This is a genomic window from Caballeronia sp. ATUFL_F1_KS39 (genome assembly GCF_023630985.1).
GTDB classification, from domain to species: Bacteria; Pseudomonadota; Gammaproteobacteria; order Burkholderiales; family Burkholderiaceae; genus Caballeronia; species Caballeronia zhejiangensis.
The window spans coordinates 39,425-54,491 of the sequence record NZ_JALQDZ010000033.1; the positions used below are offsets into that span (position 1 = coordinate 39,425).

General features: G+C 62.8%; 12 protein-coding genes. 7 read left to right on the plus strand and 5 right to left on the minus strand.

What is annotated here, in order from left to right; genetic code table 11:
- Window positions 1–7 precede the first annotated feature (7 nt).
- A complete protein-coding gene (locus NCR93_RS14565) occupies window positions 8–976 on the minus strand; it encodes a homoserine kinase (protein ID WP_008353980.1) in 969 nt (322 codons plus the stop codon).
- Between the two features lie 120 nt (window positions 977–1,096).
- Complete coding sequence (locus NCR93_RS14570; protein ID WP_008353979.1) at window positions 1,097–1,507, minus strand: hypothetical protein; 411 nt, start codon at window positions 1,505–1,507, stop codon at window positions 1,097–1,099.
- Between the two features lie 231 nt (window positions 1,508–1,738).
- Between NCR93_RS14570 and NCR93_RS14575 the strand changes: the two genes are divergently transcribed.
- Window positions 1,739–3,265, plus strand: coding sequence for an AMP nucleosidase (locus NCR93_RS14575; RefSeq protein WP_008353978.1), 1,527 nt, complete (start codon window positions 1,739–1,741; stop codon window positions 3,263–3,265).
- A gap of 57 nt (window positions 3,266–3,322) precedes the next feature.
- Here NCR93_RS14575 and NCR93_RS14580 read toward each other — a convergent pair whose 3' ends face one another.
- Window positions 3,323–4,072, minus strand: coding sequence for an LOG family protein (locus NCR93_RS14580; RefSeq protein ID WP_008353977.1), 750 nt, complete (start codon window positions 4,070–4,072; stop codon window positions 3,323–3,325).
- Window position 4,073: 1 nt separating this feature from the next.
- Between NCR93_RS14580 and polA the strand changes: the two genes are divergently transcribed.
- The 3 genes from polA (at window position 4,074) to NCR93_RS14595 (ending at window position 9,393) form a co-directional block, all read left to right on the plus strand.
- Entirely contained in the window at window positions 4,074–6,812 is a 2,739-nt protein-coding gene (polA, locus tag NCR93_RS14585; RefSeq protein ID WP_008353976.1) for a DNA polymerase I, read from the plus strand.
- 151 nt (window positions 6,813–6,963) lie between these two features.
- Window positions 6,964–8,328, plus strand: coding sequence for an NAD(P)/FAD-dependent oxidoreductase (locus NCR93_RS14590; protein ID WP_175982508.1), 1,365 nt, complete (start codon window positions 6,964–6,966; stop codon window positions 8,326–8,328).
- Window positions 8,329–8,517: 189 nt separating this feature from the next.
- Window positions 8,518–9,393 carry a dienelactone hydrolase family protein gene (locus NCR93_RS14595; RefSeq protein ID WP_175982507.1) on the plus strand — a complete coding sequence of 292 codons (876 nt, stop codon included), beginning with the start codon at window positions 8,518–8,520 and terminating at the stop codon, window positions 9,391–9,393.
- A gap of 6 nt (window positions 9,394–9,399) precedes the next feature.
- Here NCR93_RS14595 and NCR93_RS14600 read toward each other — a convergent pair whose 3' ends face one another.
- Window positions 9,400–10,269: a sulfurtransferase gene (locus tag NCR93_RS14600; protein ID WP_175982506.1), complete on the minus strand. Its 870-nt coding sequence runs from the start codon at window positions 10,267–10,269 to the stop codon at window positions 9,400–9,402.
- Window positions 10,270–10,374: 105 nt separating this feature from the next.
- Complete coding sequence (locus NCR93_RS14605) at window positions 10,375–11,481, minus strand: aromatic ring-hydroxylating oxygenase subunit alpha (RefSeq protein ID WP_175982505.1); 1,107 nt, start codon at window positions 11,479–11,481, stop codon at window positions 10,375–10,377.
- 310 nt (window positions 11,482–11,791) lie between these two features.
- Between NCR93_RS14605 and NCR93_RS14610 the strand changes: the two genes are divergently transcribed.
- From NCR93_RS14610 to dxs, 3 genes are all read left to right on the plus strand, one after another.
- On the plus strand, window positions 11,792–12,127 hold the full coding sequence (locus tag NCR93_RS14610; protein ID WP_008353969.1) for an exodeoxyribonuclease VII small subunit: 336 nt from the start codon (window positions 11,792–11,794) through the stop codon (window positions 12,125–12,127).
- Window positions 12,124–13,011, plus strand: coding sequence for a polyprenyl synthetase family protein (locus tag NCR93_RS14615; RefSeq protein WP_008353968.1), 888 nt, complete (start codon window positions 12,124–12,126; stop codon window positions 13,009–13,011). Before NCR93_RS14610 ends, NCR93_RS14615 begins: the two co-directional genes overlap by 4 nt.
- A gap of 88 nt (window positions 13,012–13,099) precedes the next feature.
- The gene (dxs, locus tag NCR93_RS14620) at window positions 13,100–15,016 is read left to right on the plus strand and encodes a 1-deoxy-D-xylulose-5-phosphate synthase (RefSeq protein ID WP_008353967.1); all 1,917 of its coding nucleotides are present in this window, start codon (window positions 13,100–13,102) and stop codon (window positions 15,014–15,016) included.
- Window positions 15,017–15,067: the final 51 nt, after the last annotated feature.

The following is a 15,067-nucleotide window of genomic DNA, read 5'->3' on the forward strand; positions in this document are numbered from 1 at the left end:
TTGCTGGTTATCGATTGGCGGGAGAAGCGGCTTTGACGCGTTCGCGCAGAATGCGTTCGAAATGGCCGGGATCGTGCGCTTTGAGCATTTGGGCTTCGCGCGGGCGATGAAAGTCGAAAAGGCGCGAAACCCAGAAGCGCATCGCGCCGGCGCGCAGCATGTCGTTCCAGTGACGCTCTTCGGCGGGCGTGAACGGACGCACCGTCTGATAGGCGCGCAGCATCGCATCGACGCGCGCGGGATCGAGCACGCCGGTGGCGAGATCGATGCACCAGTCGTTGACCGTTACGGCGACATCGAACAGCCACTTGTCGACGCCCGCGAAGTAGAAGTCGAAGAAACCGCCGAGGCGCGCGTGCTCGCGGCCGTGCGCGAACAGCACGTTGTCGCGGAACAGGTCGCAATGGCACGGGCCTTCCGGCAGCGACGCGTAATCCGCCGAGCCGAAAAATTCAGCCTGATGCGCGAGTTCGTCTTCGAACAATGCCCGCTGCTCGCCGCTTAAAAATTCGGCGATCGACGGCGCCTTCTGCTGCCACCATGAAAGGCTGCGCAGATTCGGCTGATGCTGCGCAAAGTCGCGCCCCGCGAGATGCATGCGCGCGAGCATCTGCCCCACTTCGATGCAATGCGCGGACGTCGGCGCGAGTTCGGGCGCGCCTTCGAGCTTCGTCACGATCGACGCGGGCTTGCCATGCAGCATGCCGAAGAGCGAGCCGTCGCGGCGCGGCATCGGATCGGGCACGGGCACGCGATGCGAAGCCAGATGGCGCATCAGATCGAGATAGAACGGCAGTTGCGTTGCCGTGAGATTCTCGAAGATCGTGAGCACGTACTCGCCGTGCGTCGTCGTGAGAAAGAAATTGCTGTTCTCGATGCCCGACTGGATGCCGCGAAATTCGACGACATCGCCGAGATCGTAGTCTTGCAGCCAGTCGCCGAGGTCGGCGTTGGTGACGGGAGTGAAGACGGCCATGCGGGAAACGTCGGTCAGGTTGGACGGCCAGGAAGAGGCCGGTGAACGGTGGCGCCGGGCATGCAGCCACGGTGCCGCGACCCGCCCGGAAAGAGCGGGTCCGAAGCCATCTTTAAGTGATCAGTAATGCAGGTTGATCGACGGCAGGCGCGTACTGGCCTTGCCGTTGTCGCGCACTTGCGGCGACGTGTCGGCGGGCGCGCTCATCTGATAGCGCGTGCCGAAATTGGAACGCACGTCGATTTCGACGGGCTTGCCCTTGTCGCGGAATTCGGTGATCTCGGTGCCGTTGGTGCTCAGCTCGTGATAGCTCGGTGTGCGCGGCGGCGAAATCTCGACTTTCGAGCTGACGTTCGCGGGCGGACGGTTGATGGATTTCAGATCGGGCAGGCCCGCCGCTTCTTCCGGCGACATTTTCTGCACCGCCGGTTGGGGTTCTGCGTTCGCGGCTTGCTGCGCCGGCTGCGCGAATGCGCCGAAGCTTGCTGCGGCGAGGACTGCCGCGGCGGCGGCGCAAAGGTGCGGCTTCATGATGGTTCTCCAGGCGATGGCCGGATTCTAACAAAACGGTTGCTGACTGAGCGGCGCGCGCGCAGCCAACGCCTTATTTTGCGCCGCTTTCGCGAAATTTGACTTCGAACGTCAAAAACGTGTTGCGAGGTGTGATCGCACGCACTCACGTGAGGAGGGACTTCATGGTCCGCACATTCTTCCGTGTTAATGTCGATTCATTACGAGGGCATCGAAGAAAGACACAAGATCATGACAAACGACCGGACTCAAAGCACGCAGGGCACGCCTGCCAACGATTTTCCGACCGAATCCTTCGAAGATCCCGCTGCGGCGGTCGCGCGTCTGTCGGCGATCTATGAAGCGAATACCGCATTTCTGCGCGATGCATTCGCGCGCTATCGCCGCAACGAGCAGTTCACGCATCGCGTGCGCGCGTGCTATCCGTTCGTGCGCGTGCGTACCGAGCTCAACTCGCAGATCGATTCGCGGCGCTCATATGGCTTCGTGGCGGGGCCGGGCATCTACGAAACGACGCTGACGCGTCCCGATCTTTTCGGCGATTACTATCGCGAGCAATTGCGACTGCTGACGAAGAACCATCACGTCGGGCTCGAAGTCGGTGTGTCGGCGCATCCCATTCCGATTCACTTCGCGTTCGCGGAAGGCATCCATCTCGAAGGCGATCTCGATCGCGACCGGCTGCTCGCGATGCGCAATATCTTCGATACGCCCGACCTCGCGCTGCTCGACGATCGCATCGTCAACGGCACGTACGAGCCGGGGCCGGGCGAGCCGCACCCGCTTGCTCTCTTCACGGCCGCGCGCGTCGATTTCTCGCTGCATCGGCTGAGGCATTACACGGCCACGTCGCCCACGCACTTCCAGAATTACGTGCTGTACACGAACTACCAGTTCTATATCGACGAGTTCGTGAAGCTCGGCCGCACGATGATGTCGCGCGCCGACGACGAGGAAACGCGCGCGTATCGCAGCGCGTATTCATCGTTCGTCGAACCGGGCGATGTCGTCACGTACAACGCGAATCTCGGCGAGCAGCCGGAGGAAGGCGCGCAGCCCGCGCGTCTGCCGCAGATGCCCGCGTATCACCTGAAACGCGCGGACGGCAGCGGCATCACGATGGTGAACATCGGCGTGGGGCCGTCGAACGCGAAGACGATCACGGATCACATCGCGGTGCTGCGTCCACATGCGTGGATCATGCTCGGACATTGCGCGGGGCTGCGCAATACGCAGCGTCTCGGCGATTACGTGCTGGCGCACGGCTATGTGCGCGAGGATCACGTTCTCGATGACGATCTGCCGCTTTGGGTGCCGGTGCCTGCGCTCGCGGAAGTGCAGGTTGCGCTGGAGCGCGCGGTGGCGCAGGTGACGCAGCTCGAAGGCGTCGAACTGAAGCGCGTGATGCGTACGGGCACCGTCGCGAGCGTCGATAACCGCAACTGGGAGTTGCGCGATCATCGCGAGCCGGTGCGGCGTTTGTCGCAAAGCCGCGCGGTGGCGCTCGATATGGAGAGTGCGACGATTGCGGCCAATGGATTCAGATTCCGCGTGCCGTACGGAACGCTGCTATGCGTGTCCGATAAGCCGCTGCACGGTGAATTGAAGCTGCCGGGAATGGCGGATCAGTTCTATCGCGCGCAGGTGGATCAGCACTTGCAAATCGGCGTCAAGGCGATGGAACTGCTGCGCGAGAATGGGTTGTCGAAGCTGCATTCGCGGAAGTTGCGCAGCTTCGCGGAAGTGGCGTTTCAATGATGCCTTCTGCGTGAGACGATGCGAGCGGTTCATGAAACCGCTCGCATCGAGTCTCGATTAAAGATAGAACATCCGATCCTCATCCGACTTGCTCTCAGCCGGCTGTTCGACCGATTCCTCGCGATCCTCATAGAAGCGCAACACGGCTTCGAGCACCTGATCCGGATCGTCGATGACTTGCATCAGGTCGAGATCCTTTTCGCTGATGACGCCGTTGGTCAGCAACGTGTTCTTGAACCAGTCGAGCAGGCCGGCCCAGAACTCCGCGCCGACGAGCACGATCGGAACGTGACGTGACTTCTTCGTCTGGATGAGCGTGAGCACTTCCGCGAGCTCGTCCAGCGTACCGAAGCCGCCCGGCATCACCACGACCGCGTCCGAGTTCTTCACGAACGTGACCTTGCGCGTGAAGAAGTGACGGAAGCGGAGCGAAATGTCCTGCCACTGATTGCCCGATTGCTCGTGCGGCAACTCGATGTTCAAGCCGACCGAAGGCGACTTGCCCGCGTGCGCGCCTTTATTCGCCGCTTCCATGATGCCCGGCCCGCCGCCGGATATGACGGCGAAGCCCGCGTCGGAGAATTTCTGCGCGATTTCGATCGTGAGCTGATAGTACGGCGACTCCGGTTTCAGACGCGCCGAACCATAGATGCTGATGGCAGGGCGGATCTCCGAGAGGTACTCGGTCGCCTCGATAAACTCTGCCATAATCGTGAACATCTGCCACGATGCGCGAGCCTTCTTGGCCGTCGCGCGCTCTTGATCTGCGAGCGATCGCAGACTCGGAATCACTTTTCTCTTGTTCATAATGCCTGAAGAACTAAGTCTTGAAGGTAAGACCCTGCTATTGGTCGACGGTTCTAGTTACTTGTACCGGGCCTACCATGCAATGCCGGACTTGCGAGGCCCCGACGGCGGGCCCACCGGCGCTCTGTATGGAATGATCAACATGCTGCGGCGCTTGCGGCGCGAAATCAATGCAGAGTATAGCGCGTGCGTATTTGATGCCAAAGGCAAGACTTTCCGCGACGACTGGTACGCCGACTACAAGGCCAACCGCCCTTCGATGCCCGAAGACCTCGCGAAGCAGATCGAGCCGATCCACGTCGCCGTGCGCGCGCTCGGCTGGCCGCTCGTGATGATCGAGCGCGTCGAGGCGGACGACGTCATCGGCACGCTCGCGGTCGAAGCCGAAAAGCGCGGCATGAAGGTGATCGTGTCGACGGGCGACAAGGATCTGGCTCAACTCGTGACGGATCATGTCACCCTCATCAATACGATGACCAACGAAACGCTCGACCGCGCCGGCGTGCTCACGAAGTTCGGCGTGCCACCGGAGCGCATCGTCGACTATCTGTCGCTCATCGGCGATACCGTCGACAACGTGCCGGGGGTCGAAAAATGCGGTCCCAAGACAGCGATCAAATGGCTCACGCAATACGAAACCCTTGATGGCATCGTAGAGCATGCGAACGAGATCAAGGGTGCGGTAGGAGACAATCTGCGCAAGGCTCTGGACTTCCTGCCGATGGCGCGAAAGCTCGTTACCGTGCACACGGAATGCGACCTCACATCGCAAATCGAATCGATCGATGCGACGCTTCAATCGCGTCCCGAGTCGCGCGACGAACTGCGCGACGTGTTCCTGCGTCACGGCTTCAAGACGTGGCTGCGCGAAGTCGAAATCGCCGATGCCGTCGAAGGCCCGACCGATACGCCGCCCGCCGAAGTCACCGAAATCGTGCATCACTACGAGACGGTGCAGACATGGGAGCAGTTCGATGCGTGGCTCGAGCGCATCAATGAAGCGGAGCTCACATCGTTCGATAGCGAAACCACGTCGCTCGATCCGATGACCGCGCAGATCGTCGGCATGTCGTTCTCGGTCGAGCCGGGGCATGCGGCGTACATTCCGGTCGCGCATCGCGGGCCGGACGCGCCCGAGCAACTGCCGCGCGACGAAGTGCTCGCGAAACTCAAGCCGTGGCTCGAAGATGCATCGAAGAAAAAGGTCGGGCAGCATCTGAAGTACGACGAGCAGGTGCTCGCCAATTACGGCATCGAAATGCGCGGCGTCGAGCACGACACGCTGCTGCAATCGTACGTGCTGGAATCGCATCGTCCGCACGACATGGACAACCTCGCGTTGCGTCATCTCGGCGTGAAGACGATCAAGTACGAAGACGTCGCGGGCAAGGGCGCATCGCAGATCGGCTTCGATGAAGTGCCGCTCGACAAAGCCTCCGCGTATGCGGCCGAAGACGCCGATATCACGTTGCGTCTGCATCAGGCGCTCTATCCGCAAGTGGCGCAGGAGGAAGGCTTGTTGCGCGTGTATCGCGACATCGAAATGCCGACTTCGCGCGTGCTGCGCAAGATGGAACGAAACGGAGTCCTGATCGATCGCGAACGGCTCGAAGCGCAGAGCAACGAGATTGCGAAGCGGCTCATCGATTTGCAGGCGCAGGCGTACGAATTCGCGGGCGGCGAGTTCAATCTCGGCTCGCCGAAGCAAATCGGCCAGATCTTCTTCGAGAAGCTGCAATTGCCGGTCGTGAAGAAAACGCCGAGCGGCGCGCCTTCCACCGATGAAGAAGTGCTGCAGAAGCTCGCCGAAGACTATCCGCTGCCGAAGGTGCTGCTCGAGCATCGCGGGCTGTCCAAGCTCAAGTCCACTTACACGGACAAGCTGCCGCGCATGGTCAACGCATCGACGGGACGCGTGCATACGAACTATGCGCAGGCCGTCGCGGTGACGGGGCGCTTGTCGTCGAACGAGCCGAACTTGCAGAACATTCCGGTGCGAACGGGCGAAGGGCGGCGCATTCGCGAAGCGTTCATCGCATCGCCGGGCTGCAAGATCGTATCGGCGGATTACTCGCAGATCGAGCTGCGCATCATGGCGCACATTTCCGGCGACGAATCGCTGATGCGCGCGTTCAGGGAAGGCGAAGACGTGCACCGGGCGACGGCGTCGGAAGTGTTCGGCGTCACGCCGCTCGAAGTCGACAACGATCAGCGCCGCATCGCGAAGGTCATCAACTTCGGCCTGATCTATGGCATGAGCTCGTTCGGGCTCGCGTCGAATCTCGGCATCACGCGCGATGCGGCGAAGCTTTATATCGACCGCTATTTCGCGCGTTATCCCGGCGTTGCCGCGTACATGGAAAATACGCGCGTGATCGCGAAGGCGAACGGCTTCGTCGAAACTGTGTTCGGCCGGCGTCTGTGGCTGCCCGAGATCAATGGCGGCAGCGGGCCGCGCCGTCAGGCGGCGGAGCGCGCGGCGATCAACGCGCCGATGCAGGGCACCGCCGCCGATCTCATCAAGCTCTCGATGATCGCGGTGCAGGACTGGCTCGAAGCGTCGGGCATCGGCGCGAAGATGATCATGCAGGTGCACGACGAACTCGTGCTCGAAGTGCCCGAAGAGGCGCTGCCCGAGGTCAGGAAGCGCTTACCTGAACTGATGTGCGGCGTCGCGAAGCTGAAAGTGCCGCTCGTCGCGGAAGTGGGCGTCGGCACCAACTGGGAAGAAGCGCACTGAAATTCCCGGTGCAAGGACATATGCGCGGATGTCGCATATGTCCGACATGTTGGTGACTCGCTTGTGACTGTCACCGAAGCTCCGCACAATGTTTCAATCGAGGAAGATAAGCACGAAGGCCGATCGAATATAAAAGCACAGGGAGAGTTCCATGCATCGCTTCATCATCATCGGCGGAGGCGCAGGCGGCCTCGAACTCGCAACTCGTCTCGGCGACCGTTTCGGCTCGACGGATTCCAAAACGCCGCCGAAAGCGCAAGTCACGCTCGTCGACCGCAACCCGACGCATATCTGGAAACCGCTCCTGCATGAAGTCGCGGCGGGCAGCATGGATCCCTTCACGCAGGAACTCGAATACGCGGCACAAGCCCTGTGGCACGGCTTCGAGTTTCAGCAGGGCGAACTCGTCGGACTGAATCGGGCGGCGAGGCGCATCACGATCGGCGCGTTGCGCGACGAAGAAGCCGGCGAACTGCTGCCCGAGCGCGAGTTGGAGTACGACACGCTCGTCATCGCGATCGGCAGCACGACGCATTTCTTCGGCGTCGAAGGCGCGCAGCAGAATTCGATCGCGCTCGATACCGTCGGTCAGGCGGAGCTCTTCCGCAAGCGCCTGATCGCGGCCTGCATGCGCGCGGAGCATTTCGCACCGGAACCCGTCGCGGCGGGCGTGGACGAAGTCGACGAAGAGCCCGGCGTCGATCCCGTGCCGCGCATTCAGGTGGCGATCGTCGGCGCGGGCGCGACGGGCGTCGAATTGTCGGCGGAATTGCGCAATACCGCGCAAGTGCTTTCCGCATACGGCTTGCACAAGCTCGATCCGAAGCACGATATCGGCATCGTGCTGATCGAGGCCGGGCCACGCATTCTGCCCGCATTGCAGGAACGCGTGTCCAGCGCGACGGCGGAACTGCTGATGAAGCTCGGCGTAAAGCTGATGACGGGCGAAACCGTCGCGCAGGTCTCGCGCGACACGATCCGCACGGCGAGCGGCAAGACGATTCGCGCGGATCTCACAGTCTGGGCGGCGGGCATCAAGGCGCCCGCGATTCTCAACAATCTCGACGGACTTCCGACCAATCGTCTCGGCCAGCTCGTCGTGCGCCGCACGCTGCAAACCGAAACCGACGAGAACGTCTTCGCGCTCGGCGATTGCGCCGCGTGTCCGTGGCCCGGCAACGAGCGCAACGTTCCGCCGCGCGCGCAGGCCGCGCATCAGCAGGCGAGCTTCCTCTTCAAGTCGTTCGAGCGGATGTTGCAGGGCAAGCCGTTGCCCGAGTACACGTATCGCGATTTCGGCTCGCTGGTGTCGCTCGGCCATTACAGCGCGGTCGGCAATCTGATGGGCGGGTTGATCGGCGGCAACATGCTGATCGAAGGCCTCTTCGCGCGCTTCATGTACATGTCGCTGTATCGCCTGCATGTGGCCGCGCTGCACGGCTATGCGCGCATGGTGCTCGATACTGTCGCGCACTGGCTGCGCCGTTCCACCGCCCCGCGTGTCAAGCTGCACTGACGGAACAGATCCGCTGCGCCGTTCGTTTAAAGCTGTTTAGAATGAGCGGCGCGCTTAATGCATAACGCGCGTTCATCGTCGTGCAGCGCCGCGCGTCGTGACGCCTTGATCGCGTCGCGCGGATTTCAACGATCCTCGCCGTCGCGCGATCGAGTACGCGCCGCGACGGCATTGCCGCGGGAGCTTCGTATGCTAGACCCTGAAGTCGACAGCCTCATTCCGCACGTCCCGTTCAACCGACGCAATTTCATCAAGGCGACCTTCGGCACCGGCTTCGCGGCCGCCGTGCTGCCGGTGTCCGCGCAAACCGTTCACACCGACAGCGATGGGCTGGAAGCCGGCGCCATCGGCATACGCGGCGCGGATGGCACGCTCGTGCCGGCGTACCGCGCGCAGCCCAAAGGCAAGACGCATTTGCCGGTCATCATCGTGATTCACGAGATTTTCGGCGTGCACGAGCATATCGCCGACGTCTGCCGGCGCTTCGCCAAGCAGGGGTATCTCGCCATCGCGCCGGATCTCTACACGCGTCAGGGCGATGCATCGGCCTACAAGTCGATGCAGCAGCTCAACGAACAACTCGTGTCGAAAGTGCCCGATGCACAAGTGATCTCCGACATCGATCAGACGGTCAAATGGGCGGGCGAGCATGGCGGCGATCCGAAGCGCGTCGGCATTACCGGGTTTTGCTGGGGCGGGCGCATCACCTGGCTCTATGCCGAGCACAATCCCAATGTGAAGGCGGCCGTGGCGTGGTACGGACGGCTCGTCGGCAACAAGACCGAAAACACGCCGGCCAATCCGATCGACCTCGCGAGCCAGCTCAAAGTGCCGGTGCTCGGCCTATATGGCCGGCAGGATCAGAGCATCCCGCAGGATACGATCGAGCAGATGAAACAGGCGCTCGCGAACGACCCGCCGCCCGCGAAAGACTCGCAGTTCGTCGTGTACGACGACGCGCCGCATGCGTTCTTCGCGGATTATCGGCCGAGCTATCGCAAAGCCGACGCCGAGGACGGATGGAAGCGCGCGCTCGCGTGGTTCCGCGAGCACGGCGTCAAATAACGGCGTTCACGGATTCGGGCCGGTCGCGACGGGCCGGCCCGGATCGGCGCTCCACTCGCTCCACGAGCCGGGATAGAGCGCCGCGCCGTGCAGGCCGGCGATCTCCATCGCGAGCGCGTTATGGCATGCCGTCACGCCCGAGCCGCATTGCAGGACGACGCGGTCCGCCGGCGTCGTGCCGACGAGCGAACCGAACGCCTCGCGCAGTTCGTGCGCGGTCTTGAAGCGGCCTTCCGCCGTCAGATTGTTCTTGAAAAAGTGATTCAGCGCGCCGGGAATGTGCCCGCCGACAGGATCGATCGTCTCATTCTCGCCGCGGTAACGATCGGCGGCGCGCGCATCGATCAGCAGATGATCGCGCGTGCCGATGCTGCGCTCGATCGCCGGGGCGTCGATCGTCACCTGAAGCGGCGCGCCGGCCTTGAACGTGCCCTGCGTCTTCGGCGGTACGGCGGTATCGAGCGGATTGCCCGCGGCTTCCCAGGCCTGCAGGCCGCCGTCGAGCAACGCGACGGAATCGTGCCCGAGCCAGCGCAGCAGCCACCAGAGACGCGCGGCGTACATGCCGCCGTGGGCATCGTACGCGACTACTTGCTGGCCCTCGTTCAGGCCGAAGCTGGCCAGTTTGGCGACGAGCGCGGCGCGCTCCGGCAGCGGATGACGCCCGTTCGTGCCCGTCTTGACGCCGGACAGATCTCGATCCAGATGAAGATAGTGCGCGCCGGGAATATGCCCTTGCGCATAGGCCGCTTCGCCGGATTCGGGCGCGGCCAGATCGAAGCGGCAATCGAAGACGAGCATGCTGCCGGGCGCGGCGGCGAGCCGTTCGGCGAGATTCGCCGCCGAGATGAGCGTGGTGTAGTGGGTGTGCGGCATGACGGCTCCTGTGCGTCGCTCATGTGCGAGACTTGAACCGTTAGTCTAAACAAAAAGGCGGGCCTGAAAGCCCGCCTTTTCGTAACTCTGGCCGAACGGCCTATATCAGATCGCGCCGAGCTGATGCCGCAAGAACTCGTGGAAGTGCTGCATGCCGGATTCCATCGGGCTCTGATACGGCCCGACCTGATTCTCGCCGCGCGACATCAGCGCGCGCCGGCCCGCGTCCATGCGCTCGCCGATTTCGTCGTCCTCACGCGCGGTTTCCATATACGCAGCGCGCTCGGCCTCGATGAACTCACGCTCAAAAAGCGCGATTTCCTCGGGGTAATAGAACTCGACGATGTTCGTCGTCTTCTGCGTGCCTTGTGGAATCAGCCACGAGACGATCAGCACATGCGGATACCACTCGATCATCAGACCGGGGTAATACACCATCCAGATCGCACCGAACTCGGGCGGCGCGCCGTTGCGAAAGCGCAGGACTTCGTCGTGCCACTTGCGATACGTCGGGCTGCCCGGCTTTTCCAAGTTCTTGTGGACGCCCACGGTCTGGACGCTGTACCAGTCGCCAAATTCCCACTCGAGGTTGTCGCACGACACGAAGCTGCCGAGTCCCGGATGGAACGGCGCGACGTGATAGTCCTCGAGATAGACTTCGATGAACGTCTTCCAGTTGTAATTGCACTCGTGCACTTCGACGTGATCGAACATGAAGCCCGAGAAGTCGAAGTGCTTTGCGGTGCCAAGCCGCGCGAGATCCGCGGCGACGTTGCGGCCCTCCGATTCGAAGAGCAGGCCTTGCCAGTTCTGCAGCGAAGTCTTGCCGAGGTTCAGGCAAGGCTTGTCCGCGAAATGCGGCGCGCCGAGCAGTTGACCGTTGAGATCGTAGGTCCAGCGATGCAGCGGGCAGACGATGTTGTCCGCGCTGCCGCGGCCATTGAGCATGATCGCCTGGCGATGGCGGCACACGTTGGACAGCAGTTCGATATTGTTCTGCTGATTGCGGACGAGCACGCGCCCTTCGCCTTCGCCCGGAAGCGCGAAATAGTTGCCCGCTTCGGGAACCATGAGTTCGTGCCCGACGTAGCGTGGACCTTGCTTGAAAAGTGTGTCGAGTTCGCGCGTAAGAAGCGCTTCGTCAAAGTAAGCCGTGACTGGCAGCTGACTGTGAATGGCGTTCAGCTGCAATGCATTGCTCAGATTGGACATTCCCACTCCCGTTAAGACGTGAAAGCAGTGAACAACCCAACCATCGAAGATTCGATTTAGGGAGCCCGCGATTATACCGAAATCCGCATCCTTGGGGTGCTTAAGGTCTTGATTTGGGTATAAATTGTCGCGAGAGTTCCTCGCAATCGTTGCGCCCGCGCGCTTGAATCGCACGTTCCTTCCCGATTGGCGGAGAATCCGGCAAAGCAATCTCGACGGTCCCGCGTGGACGGGATGCGGGTCGAAAATTTGGCTTTTGCCGTAGAATGTGCGACTTGGTTCCAAAAATTCAATTGCACATCCACGATTCATGGCGAAGACCGCTGTCCAGGAAACAGGCGAGCAAACCGGCGCAAGCGCACAGAGCGCGGACGCCGCCCCGCTTCCCGAGAATTACGAGGCGGCGCTGGCAGAACTCGAATCGCTCGTCGCGCGCATGGAAGAGGGCGCGCTGAGCCTCGAGGAATCGCTTGCGGCATACCGCCGCGGCGCAGCGCTTGTCGGCTTTTGCCAACAGCAACTCGAAAAAGTTGAGCAGCAGGTACGCGTTCTCGATGGCGAGACGCTCAAACCGTTGCCCGCCGAGGTGCAGCGCGCCACGCAGGGTGCCGGAGCGACGAACGACGACGGGGACGACGACCTATGACCTTCGAACAATGGATGCGCGCGACGCTCGATCGCGTCGAGACGGCGCTGGAACACTATCTTCCGGGCACGGACGTCGCGCCGGCGCGCCTGCACGAAGCCATGCGCTACGCGGTGCTGGGCGGCGGCAAGCGCGTGCGGCCCCTGCTCGTCCACGCGGCGGGCGAGCTGACCGGCGCGAGCGCGCAGGCCGTCGAAGCGGCGAGCGCGGCACTCGAGATGATCCACGTCTATTCGCTGGTGCATGACGATATGCCCGCCATGGATGACGACGCGTTGCGTCGCGGCAAGCCTACCGTACACATCCAATATGACGAAGCGACGGCACTGCTCGTCGGTGACGCGCTGCAATCGCAGGCGTTCGTCGCATTGACGGCGGAAGGCAACGGTTTGAGCGATGCCCAGCAAGCCGCGCTCGTGCGCGAGCTGGCGGTCGCGAGCGGCTCGCTCGGCATGGCGGGCGGTCAGGCGATCGACCTGGAAAGCGTCGGCCGCAAGCTGTCGCGCCCCGAGCTCGAGACGATGCATCGCAAGAAAACAGGTGCGCTGCTGCGCGCATCGGTCCGCATGGGCGCGCTCGCGGGCACGCATCCGGGCGCGGAAGCGCTGACGTCGCTGGATCGGTATGCGGCAGCGATCGGTCTCGCATTCCAGGTCGTCGACGACATCCTGGACGTCACCGCCGATTCCGCCACGCTCGGCAAGACCGCCGGCAAGGACGCGCAGCACGACAAGCCCACTTACGTATCGATCATCGGGCTCGATGCGTCGCGCGAACTCGCTGCGCAACTGGGCCGCGACGCGCACGCCGCGATCGAGCCGTTCGGCGCGCGCGGCCAGCGTCTCGCCGAGCTTGCCGACCTGGTCGTGAACCGGGTGAATTGATTGTTGAACGCGTGACGAACCCCACGGTGCGAAGAAAGAAACAATCGCACCGAACGAATCACGCCAGTTTTCCTAAAATGGGACGACGATGTACGACTTGCTGAAAACCATCGACGATCCGGCCGATCTCCGCGCCCTCGATCGCCGCCAATTGCAACCGCTGGCCGACGAGCTGCGAGCCTACGTGCTCGATAGCGTGTCCCAGACGGGCGGCCATCTGTCGTCCAATCTGGGCACGGTGGAGCTGACCATCGCGTTGCACTATGTGTTCGATACGCCTAATGACCGCATCGTCTGGGACGTCGGTCATCAGACGTATCCGCACAAGATCCTGACCGGCCGCCGCGATCAGATGCCGGGGCTGCGCCAGCTCGGCGGCATCTCCGGTTTCCCGCGCCGCGCCGAATCCGAATACGACACCTTCGGCACCGCGCATTCGAGCACGTCGATTTCGGCTGCGCTCGGCATGGCGATCGCCAACAAGCTGCAGGGCGACAACCGCTTTTCGATCGCCGTGATCGGCGACGGCGCGATGACCGCGGGCATGGCCTTCGAAGCGATGAACAACGCGGGCGTCGCCGACGACGTGCCGCTGCTCGTCATCCTCAACGACAACGACATGTCGATTTCGCCGCCGGTCGGCGCGTTGAATCGCCATCTCGCGCGTCTGATGTCGGGCCGTTTCTACGCCGCCGCGCGCGCGGGCGTCGAACGCGTGCTGCGCCATGCGCCGCCCGTGCTCGATCTCGCGCGCAAGCTCGAAGAGCACGCGAAGGGCATGATCGTCCCGGCCACGCTATTCGAGGAGTTCGGCTTCAACTACATCGGCCCGATCGACGGTCACGATCTCGATTCGCTGATCCCGACGCTGCAGAACATCAAGGAACTGCGCGGCCCGCAATTCCTGCACGTCGTCACGAAGAAAGGCCAGGGCTACAAGCTCGCGGAAGCCGATCCGGTGCTGTATCACGGTCCGGGCAAGTTCAATCCGGCTGAAGGCATCAAGCCGTCGACGGCGCCATCGAAGAAGACTTACACGCAGGTGTTCGGCGAATGGCTGTGCGACGCCGCAGCGCAAGACTCGCGCGTGGTCGGCATCACGCCGGCGATGCGCGAAGGCTCGGGCATGGTCGAGTTCGAGAAGCGCTTCCCGGACCGCTATTTCGATGTCGGCATCGCCGAACAGCACGCGGTGACCTTCGCGGGCGGCCTGGCCGCGGACGGCATGAAGCCGGTCGTCGCCATCTATTCGACCTTCCTGCAACGCGCGTATGACCAACTGATCCACGACGTCGCGCTGCAGAATCTGCCAGTCGTGTTCGCGATCGATCGCGCGGGCCTCGTCGGCGCGGACGGCGCGACGCACGCGGGCAACTACGATCTCGCGTTCCTGCGCTGCATCCCGAACATGACGGTGATGGCCGCGTCGGACGAAAACGAGTGCCGCCAGATGCTCTACACGGCGCTGCAGCAGCCGAACCCGACGGCCGTGCGCTATCCGCGCGGCGCGGGCACCGGCGTGGCGACGGTCAAGCAGATGACCGCGATTCCGGTCGGCAAGGGCGAGATTCGCCGCGAGTCGTCGCAAAAGCTGGGCTCGGGCAAGCGCATCGCGATTTGCGCGTTCGGCACGATGGTCGCGCCGTCGCTCGCCGCCGCCGAGGAACTGGATCTGACCGTCGCCAACATGCGCTTCGTGAAACCGGTCGACGCCGATCTGCTGCGCGAACTCGCCGCCACGCACGACGCGATCGTCACGATCGAAGAAGGCACGATCATGGGCGGCGCGGGTTCCGCGTGCGTCGAAGCGCTGCTTGCAAGCTCCATCGTAAAGCCCGTGCTGCAACTCGGCTTGCCGGACGTGTTCATCGATCACGGCGATCCGGCCAAGCTGCTGTCGAGCGTCGGACTGGACGCGGCTGGCATCGCCAAGTCGATTCGCGAGCGCTTTATCGACGCAATCGAAAGCGCCAACGCAGGGAAGCTGACGAAGCGCGTCGCCTGACGACGCTTCGCTCGAACGGCGCGCTCGGGGTGCGCCGTGCATCAACGCTTT